7 protein-coding genes are annotated in these 7,880 nt (G+C 48.9%); 5 read left to right on the top strand and 2 right to left on the bottom strand.

Annotated features, from left to right (window positions below):
• Positions 1–139 precede the first annotated feature (139 nt).
• Complete coding sequence (locus tag LRP50_RS07730) at positions 140–766, bottom strand: tRNA-uridine aminocarboxypropyltransferase (protein WP_274163880.1); 627 nt, start codon at positions 764–766, stop codon at positions 140–142.
• Positions 767–815: 49 nt separating this feature from the next.
• Here LRP50_RS07730 and rrtA point away from each other — a divergent pair, with 49 nt between their 5' ends.
• Positions 816–1,391 (top strand): rhombosortase, encoded by a 576-nt coding sequence (gene rrtA, locus LRP50_RS07725; RefSeq protein WP_274163879.1) that lies wholly within the window; start codon positions 816–818, stop codon positions 1,389–1,391.
• A 49-nt stretch (positions 1,392–1,440) separates the two neighbouring features.
• On the opposite strand, the gene LRP50_RS07720 is transcribed toward rrtA, so the two are convergent.
• Positions 1,441–2,655: a pyridoxal phosphate-dependent aminotransferase gene (locus LRP50_RS07720; protein WP_274163890.1), complete on the bottom strand. Its 1,215-nt coding sequence runs from the start codon at positions 2,653–2,655 to the stop codon at positions 1,441–1,443.
• Between the two features lie 409 nt (positions 2,656–3,064).
• Here LRP50_RS07720 and LRP50_RS07715 point away from each other — a divergent pair, with 409 nt between their 5' ends.
• The 4 genes from LRP50_RS07715 to menB are packed head-to-tail and all read left to right on the top strand — an operon-like array spanning position 3,065 to position 7,874.
• Positions 3,065–4,381: an isochorismate synthase gene (locus LRP50_RS07715; protein WP_274163878.1), complete on the top strand. Its 1,317-nt coding sequence runs from the start codon at positions 3,065–3,067 to the stop codon at positions 4,379–4,381.
• An 8-nt stretch (positions 4,382–4,389) separates the two neighbouring features.
• Positions 4,390–6,195 (top strand): 2-succinyl-5-enolpyruvyl-6-hydroxy-3-cyclohexene-1-carboxylic-acid synthase, encoded by a 1,806-nt coding sequence (gene menD / locus LRP50_RS07710; RefSeq protein WP_274163877.1) that lies wholly within the window; start codon positions 4,390–4,392, stop codon positions 6,193–6,195.
• Entirely contained in the window at positions 6,179–6,997 is an 819-nt protein-coding gene (gene menH / locus LRP50_RS07705; RefSeq protein ID WP_274163876.1) for a 2-succinyl-6-hydroxy-2,4-cyclohexadiene-1-carboxylate synthase, read from the top strand. The genes menD and menH overlap by 17 nt, the downstream gene beginning before the upstream one ends.
• A gap of 10 nt (positions 6,998–7,007) precedes the next feature.
• On the top strand, positions 7,008–7,874 hold the full coding sequence (menB, locus tag LRP50_RS07700; protein WP_274163875.1) for a 1,4-dihydroxy-2-naphthoyl-CoA synthase: 867 nt from the start codon (positions 7,008–7,010) through the stop codon (positions 7,872–7,874).
• Positions 7,875–7,880: the final 6 nt, after the last annotated feature.

The following is a 7,880-nucleotide window of genomic DNA, read 5'->3' as shown; positions in this document are numbered from 1 at the left end:
AGGAAAAGCAGTTCCGTTGATTAATTTACTCGTGCCTGTTTTATTCAACCTCAGAGAATCTCGGCTAAACAACTGATGGAAAATTCCTTCTAGGACTCTAGGACTCTAGGACTCTAGGACTCTAGGACCTCAGCTCTTGTCATTCCCCTTTATTTCCATAATGCCGCTCGTAAACCCCTGGTGGCATTTGGCTTATTTGGTATTCAATCATCCCATCAAAGGCTGTTAGCAGGGGCTGATAGCGCAGGGTGTCGCCTGTCATTGCTGAAAGGGCGTGATACCCAGCCTCGACAGTCGATAACCCACCTTCAACTGGCGATTTTCGAATGCGGTAATTTCCTTCGCTAATGTCATCGAGCTTCACCGCAGGTAAGTCATGTAAGTTGCGCGAAAGCTGATACATCTTAAATGCTTTTCGCCATGTGCCGTCGAGTAATATGATACCTCGCGTTTTATGGCTAACCGCTTGCCAGCAAGAGACGGAGGTCGCGTTATCGGACGGGTAGAGCAAAGCAAAGTCGGTGTTGTCTTGTGCCAGCATGGCGTTAAGTTCGGCATGTTCAGAAAAGTCCTCTCCCACGAACAATACGCAATTGGGAAGAGACAACGACAGAATACGCGCGGTGCCAATGGGCTGATTCACTTCTGAAGGGTGTTGAAGCACGATGACGGGCACTTCACTGTCAATGCGTGAAATGAAGTGGCAGATACAGGCCTTATTGGCTTTCCCGCAATGTTCGCAATATCGACTGGCTTTCTTATTCATTACCACGGTACGCTATAACTAAATGAAATCTCGAGCGTTGGAGACACGATTGTCAGTTTCTCGAATATTGGTTCTTTTGGTTGTGATTACCTTGTTCGCACAGGTTCCCGTTGTTCATCAGGCATTGGTTTGGGATCGCCTTGATATACACGCAGGCCAGTGGTGGCGAATCGTAACAGGAAACCTCACTCACACCAATGCTATCCATATGATGATGAATTTAGCTGCGCTTTTTGTGTTGGTGTGGCTTCATCGTGCCTACTATTCATCGCGTGCCTTAATCATGATGCTCGCCAGTATGATGCTCGTCATCGGGCTGGTGATGTTTCTCAGTCCATTTGATTGGTATGCAGGGCTTTCTGGCGTGTTGCATGGGTTGTTTGTGTTTGGTGTCGTTAGAGACATTCAAAACAAGGTGCCGCTGGGATGGTTGATGTTGATGGGGGTGGCAATCAAGCTGGTATATGAAGCCTATACGGGTGGCGACTCCATGACTGCGGCGTTGATTGAAGCAGGGGTGGCGTATCAAGCTCACTGGGCTGGGGCTGCTGTAGGCTTAATTTTCGCGTTAGTATGGAAACAGAGTGGAAGTGAAAATATTCAGGACCTAGGACCTAGGACCTAGGACCTAGGACCGCTTTCCAGCGATCCCAAGTCTTTATGAGCAATCGATATTACTGACTATACGTCGATAAGAAACGCTCAAAACGCCCAATCGCGAGTTCCAAATCGTCAACGCGTGGCAAAGTCACAATGCGGAAATGGTCCGGTTTAGGCCAGTTAAAGCCCGTGCCATGCACCATCAATACTTTTTCCTGCATCAGGAAATCCAGCATCATTTTTTCATCGTCGTAGATTTTATAGCGCTTGGTATCAATTTTCGGGAACAGATAGAGTGCGCCTTTCGGTTTGACACAACTTACGCCTGGAATTTGATTGAGTAATTCGTGCGCTTTGTCTCGCTGCTCAAGCAGACGACCACCCGGCAGAATTAGCTCATTAATGCTCTGATAGCCGCCTAATGCTGTCTGAATCGCGTGTTGCATTGGCACGTTGGCACACAAACGCATTGAAGACAGCATCTCCAATCCAGCAATGTAGCTTTTTGCTTTGTGAAGTGGCCCAGAGAGGATCATCCAGCCAGAGCGGAAACCACATACGCGGTATGATTTTGACAGACCGCTAAAGGTGACACAGAAGACATCAGGTGCCAGTGGCGCTATGGAGTGATGTTGAGCACCGTCATAAAGAATCTTGTCGTAGATCTCGTCTGAGAAAATAATCAGATTATGCTGACGTGCGATCTCCGCAACCTCAAGCAGGAAATCACGGCTATATACCGCACCTGTTGGGTTGTTTGGGTTAATCAGCACAATGCCTTTGGTTTTCGGTGTGATCTTGGCTTTGATGTCAGCCAAGTCTGGATACCAATCTGATTCTTCGTCACACATATAGTGAACAGGGTTACCGCCGGAAAGCGACACGGCTGCCGTCCACAGCGGGTAATCCGGTGATGGAACCAGCAATTCGTCTCCGCTATTTAGTAATGCCTGCATGGACATGACGATCAGTTCGGACACGCCGTTACCTAGGTAAACATCTTCCACATCCAAATCGAGCATGCCGCGTTTTTGGTAGTGCTGAACGACGGCTTTACGGGCAGAGTAAATTCCTTTGGAATCACAATAGCCTTGAGACGTTGGCAAGTTGCGGATCACATCAACCAGAATTTCATCCGGTGCATCAAAGCCAAATGGGGCTGGGTTGCCGATGTTCAGTTTTAGAATTTTGTGGCCTTCTTCTTCGAGGCGCTTAGCCTGTTTCATCACTGGACCACGAATGTCGTAACAGACATTATCCAGCTTGTTCGACATCCCGATATCTTGCATCATGATTCCTGAGCGTAAATTTTGTTATTTGCAGTAAATTACACTAACGAAAGGGGTTATATAAGTAGCTAATAGTAAAAAGCAGCGAAAAGGAGAGAAATCAATGATTAAATCCTGTTTAACCCAGACGTTATGCTAGAACATTCGATTTTCATCATAAACAATAAGGTTGTAGAATAGCTTTCCAACAGGAAATATTATCGAGTTTGTCGCGAATTACCGGTTGTTGGTGTAAAAATCGCCACTTGGGTGATGTTTTGCACGATTAACACGCGTGAAGTGTGTGAGCGCAGGTCGCGGCGGGGTTGGACCCGCTATGAATCCAAGCATATTTCGGTTGCTTGAGTGTCGTTAGCAAACAGCAATACCCAAGGAATCGGGCACTTTGTGAGAATTTAGTGAGGTTAGTGTGACCGATTTAAACCAAGCGATAGCCCAGCTTGTTGATTCCTTGTCGACGTTATCTCCGATCCCTCATCAATTAAGGGTGTCTTTTTCTTGGTCCGATTCGGTCGACCCGATCGAGTGGCTGGATGCCCAACCGATATTTCCCAAATTCTATTGGCAAACGCGTGATACCCGCGATGAAGTGCTAGTGCTTGGTCAAGTGAAGACATTTACTGATCCGCTCGCTGCCGAAACCGTGCTTGCGTCTGGTCAGCGTATATGGGGTGGCCGCTCTTTTGATGGCCGAACTGAGCGCAATCAGCGCTGCTTGCAATCTTTCTTCTTCTTGCCTCAAATCGAGATCGTGCGTCAGGGTGAGGCATGGTCCATTACGGTGAATTTTGGCGATGACCTCCTTAAAACGCAGGCCGCACTGTCAAAGTTGACGCTAGTTCCTCCCCCGTTGTCACCGCCTGAATGTCATATTATCTCTACTGAACATTCCCCGTCTTACCCGCAATGGTCAAACATGATCGATCGTGCCCTGACTCAGATCGATCAGACTGAGCTGCAAAAGGTGGTACTCGCGAGAAAGACGTCTTTGTCTTTAGATAGAACGGTCTCAGCGGCGCAGTTGCTAAAAGCAAGCCGTGATCAGAACAGCGCAAACTTTCATTTTATGTTGGCGTTGGACGCCAAGCATTGCTTCGTGGGCTCGACGCCAGAGCGCCTGTTTCATCGTCGGGCTCAAGCATTATCGACGGAAGCATTAGCAGGCACGATTGGCCGTGGAGCTAGCTCAGAAGACGATTTGGCATTGGCGCAGTGGCTGTTGAATGACAGTAAAAACGCGTATGAGAACCGTCTGGTGGTGGACGACATTTCCGCTCGTCTTACTGATTACTGTGAAACGCTGGCGGTTGAAGAGACGCCGCACCTTGTGCGTTTGCGAAAAGTGCAGCACCTAAAACGTGCGATTGACGCGGTGCTCAACCCTGATGTGACAAGCTCTGCCTTGCTAGATAGCTTGCAACCGACTGCTGCCATTGCTGGGTTGCCTCGCGAGAGCGCGGTTTCGTTTATTGTTGAAAATGAACCGTTTGTTCGTGGTTGGTATAGCGGCTCGGTCGGGTATCTTGGTACACAGCAAAGCGAGTTTTGTGTGGCGATACGAAGCGCGTTGATGATGGGCGATGCGCTGCATCTTTTTGCAGGGGCGGGTATCGTTCCGGGATCCGATGCCCTCAGTGAGTGGCATGAACTCGACAGAAAAGTATCGACCTTGCTTAGTCTTCTAAAACCGCTTCCGGATTCTACGCGCGAGAAAAAAGCAGGATAATCCTTTTGATGGCAAATCATACCGAACTAAACAAAGCCTCTTTAAACCAAGCACAACTAAACCAAGCACAGCTAAGCAAAGCACCGCTAAGTCAAGCGACATTAAACCGCATTTGGTCTCGCCTTGTGCTGACTTCGTTGGTTCGCTCTGGTGTGGTAGATATCTGTATTGCTCCGGGTTCACGTTCTACGCCGCTCACGCTTGAGGCGGAGCGTCTTAAACGTCACAACCCCAATATTACTCTCCATACACATTTCGATGAACGCGGTTTAGGCTTCTTGGCATTGGGTCTTGCGAAAGCTTCTCAGCGGCCTGTTGCCGTGATTGTCACTTCAGGTACTGCGGTCGCCAACTTGTTGCCTGCCGTGGCCGAAAGTCGGCTGACTCGTGAAAAGCTCGTGCTGTTAACGGCTGACCGACCCGCTGAGTTGATCCAATGTGGTGCGAATCAAGCGATCGGACAAAAAGCCATTTTTGGCGAGCATGCCGACCAGTTCTGTGATTTACCGTCTCCGAGCGAAACGATAGCGCCGACTTGGCTGTTGTCGCTATTGAGTGAATCCTTGCATCATCAGGCGGAAAGCGGCGGTAGCTTGCATGTCAATTGTCCGTTCCCTGAGCCTTTGTACGGTGACATGGATGATGCAAGTCATTATCTCGCCCCTGTTTTGCCATGGCTTAACAGTGATAAGCCTTATTTGACGCTGACCAAGATGTCGCCATGCTTGGATGATGTGAAAGCCCAATGGCAAAACAGGGTCAGTCAGAAAGGCGTATTGATCGCAGGTCGCATGACGCAAGACGATCGACGCACTGTCCAAATGCTTGCTGATCAATTGGGTTGGCCGTTATTGACTGATCCGCAAGCAGGAAAAGGCTCGGACTATTCAGGATTTGATGTTTGGTTACAGAATCCGGCCTGTGCAGAATGGCTCAAACACGCGGATTGTATTGTGCAATTTGGCAGTCGTTTGGTGTCTAAGCGCTTAGGTCAGTTTATTTCATCGTTTGTCGGCGATTATTGGCTGGTGGATGATCATCAAGGTCGACTTGACCCTTACCATCAGTCGGCATATCGCATTATTGCCTCACCTTCTGTAGTGGCAGACACCTTGATTCAATGCACATGCCAAATGAACCTGCCCCAACCTGTGAATGATTGGGCGAGAGACTTAGCGAGTGTCAGCCAACAGGTTATGGCGTTACTTCATGAGCAATGCCACTCCTCTTCTGGTGTGTCTGAACTTGCCTTTGCCACCGACGTTGCCGATTGGATAACACCTGATTGCGACGTGTTTATTGGCAACAGTATGGCGATTCGTTTACTGGACATGTGCGCTTGTTTGCCGGATGTGGCAGTGTTTGCAAATCGCGGCGCGTCGGGTATCGATGGCTTGATTGCGTCAGCGGCGGGTGTTCAGCGAACACGTCAAAAACCCATGTTATGTCTGCTTGGGGATACCTCTGCGCTGTATGATTTGAACAGTTTGGCGCTATTGGCAAACAATCCTCAACCGCTAGTGTTGGTTGTGATTAACAATAATGGTGGCGGCATTTTCGATATGTTACCTGTACCGGAAGCAGAGAAAGACACTTACTATCGCATGCCTCATGGCGTTGAATTCTCCCATGCTGCTGCCATGTTTGGGCTGAGGTATGCCAACCCGTCTATGTTGAAGCAAGCACGTCAGGTTTGTCTCGAAGCAATGAATCAAACGGGCACGACGGTGATTGAGTTGACAGTGCCAGCAGGCGAGTGTGGTCGCGACTTGAAAGCCCTTTTTGAAACCGTCCGTCATGCCAACCTGTTGTAGCCAATTGTCGGCTCGCCTTTCTGGGGCTAAAGACCGACCCGCTGTTGTGTTTCTTCATGGCTTGCTAGGTTCAGGCAAAGACTGGCAAGGCGTGGTTGATATTCTCGAACAAGACTTTACGTGTTTGACGATCGATCTTCCTGGGCACGGTGAAAGTAAAAACGTCTGTGTGAAAGGTGTTGGGGAGACCGACGGCTTTGAAGATACGGGCAAGTTAGTGATTCAAGCGATTCAATCCCATCTCAATCAACCTTTTTGGCTCGTTGGATATTCCCTCGGCGCACGAATTGGCATGTATATGTGTGCTTTTCAGCGCTATGCGTTGGCGCGAGGCAAGGCCAACTTACAGGGGCTTATCATTGAAAGCGGTCATACTGGTTTGCCCGTGAATGAACGTGGCGCGAGATTAGAAAACGATGAGCGATGGGCGCGGCGATTTGCTGATGAACCTATGGTTGATGTGCTTCAAGACTGGTATCAACAAGCGGTATTTTCTTCACTAAATCATGAGCAAAAACAAAGTTTGGTGACCATTCGCAGTGATAACCTCGGGACTGAAGTAGCCAGCATGTTGCGTGCCACATCTTTGGCAAAGCAGCCATTGCTGATTGAGCCCCTCAGAACGAGCGGCCTGCCTCTTTATTATTTTTGTGGCGAAAATGACCCCAAATTTGGTGCGCTAGCAATGCATTCGGGATTTGAATTTCTCACTATTCCAGACGCTGGGCACAATATTCACGCTGAACAGGCCACCCTGTATAGCCAGCACGTAAAACGGCTGATCAATAAATTAACGAATTAATGGAAGCATTATGGCGATTACAACAGGTTTAACCGAACAGGAACTCTATGCATCGGTAGAGTGGAACGACTGCTCTGAAGGCTATGAAGATATTCTTTTTCATAAGTCTGTTGACGGGATTGCCCGTATTACGATTAACCGCCCGGAAGTGCGTAATGCATTTCGTCCGCAAACCGTCAACGAGATGATTAAAGCACTTGCTGACGCGCGTTATGACGAAAAAGTGGGCGTGATTGTCCTGACAGGCCAAGGCGAGTATGCGTTTTGTTCTGGCGGTGACCAGAAAATTCGTGGCGACTACGGTGGCTACCGTGACGACCAAGGTACTCACCACCTCAACGTGTTAGATTTCCAACGTCAAATCCGTACTTGTCCAAAACCTGTGATTGCCGCTGTGGCCGGTTATGCTGTGGGTGGTGGTCATGTGCTGCACATGATGTGTGACTTAACGATTGCGGCTGACAACGCTCAGTTTGGTCAAACAGGCCCGAAAGTCGGTTCTTTTGACGGCGGTTGGGGCGCGTCTTACATGGCACGCATCGTGGGTCAGAAAAAAGCCCGTGAAATTTGGTTCTTATGCCGTTTCTACGATGCGCAAGAAGCGTTGGACATGGGACTGGTTAACCATGTTGTGCCTTATGCGGAACTGGAACGTGAAACTGTGCGTTGGTGTCGTGAAGTGTTGCAACACAGCCCAATGGCGCTGCGTTGTTTGAAAGCGGCGTTGAATGCTGATTGTGATGGTCAAGCTGGTCTCCAAGAATTGGCAGGCAATGCAACCATGATGTTCTACATGACGGAAGAAGGTCAGGAAGGGCGCAACGCATTTAATGAAAAGCGTCGTCCTGACTTCGATAAATTCCCACGTAACCCTTAATGAGCA

Source organism: Enterovibrio gelatinilyticus, assembly GCF_028683095.1.
In the GTDB taxonomy this organism is placed as follows: domain Bacteria; phylum Pseudomonadota; class Gammaproteobacteria; order Enterobacterales; family Vibrionaceae; genus Enterovibrio; species Enterovibrio gelatinilyticus.
Note: the sequence above shows the minus strand (reverse complement) of the source record. Positions and strands in the feature narration are given on the sequence as shown.

Bases quoted from the DNA above. Each gene is read 5' to 3' on its own strand.
- LRP50_RS07730 (WP_274163880.1), bottom strand. From the start codon at position 766: ATGAATAAGAAAGCCAGTCGATATTGCGAACATTGCGGGAAAGCCAAT.
- LRP50_RS07720 (WP_274163890.1), bottom strand. From the start codon at position 2,655: ATGCAAGATATCGGGATGTCGAACAAGCTGGATAATGTCTGTTACGAC.
- menD (WP_274163877.1), top strand. From the start codon at position 4,390: ATGGCAAATCATACCGAACTAAACAAAGCCTCTTTAAACCAAGCACAA.
- menH (WP_274163876.1), top strand. From the start codon at position 6,179: ATGCCAACCTGTTGTAGCCAATTGTCGGCTCGCCTTTCTGGGGCTAAA.
- menB (WP_274163875.1), top strand. From the start codon at position 7,008: ATGGCGATTACAACAGGTTTAACCGAACAGGAACTCTATGCATCGGTA.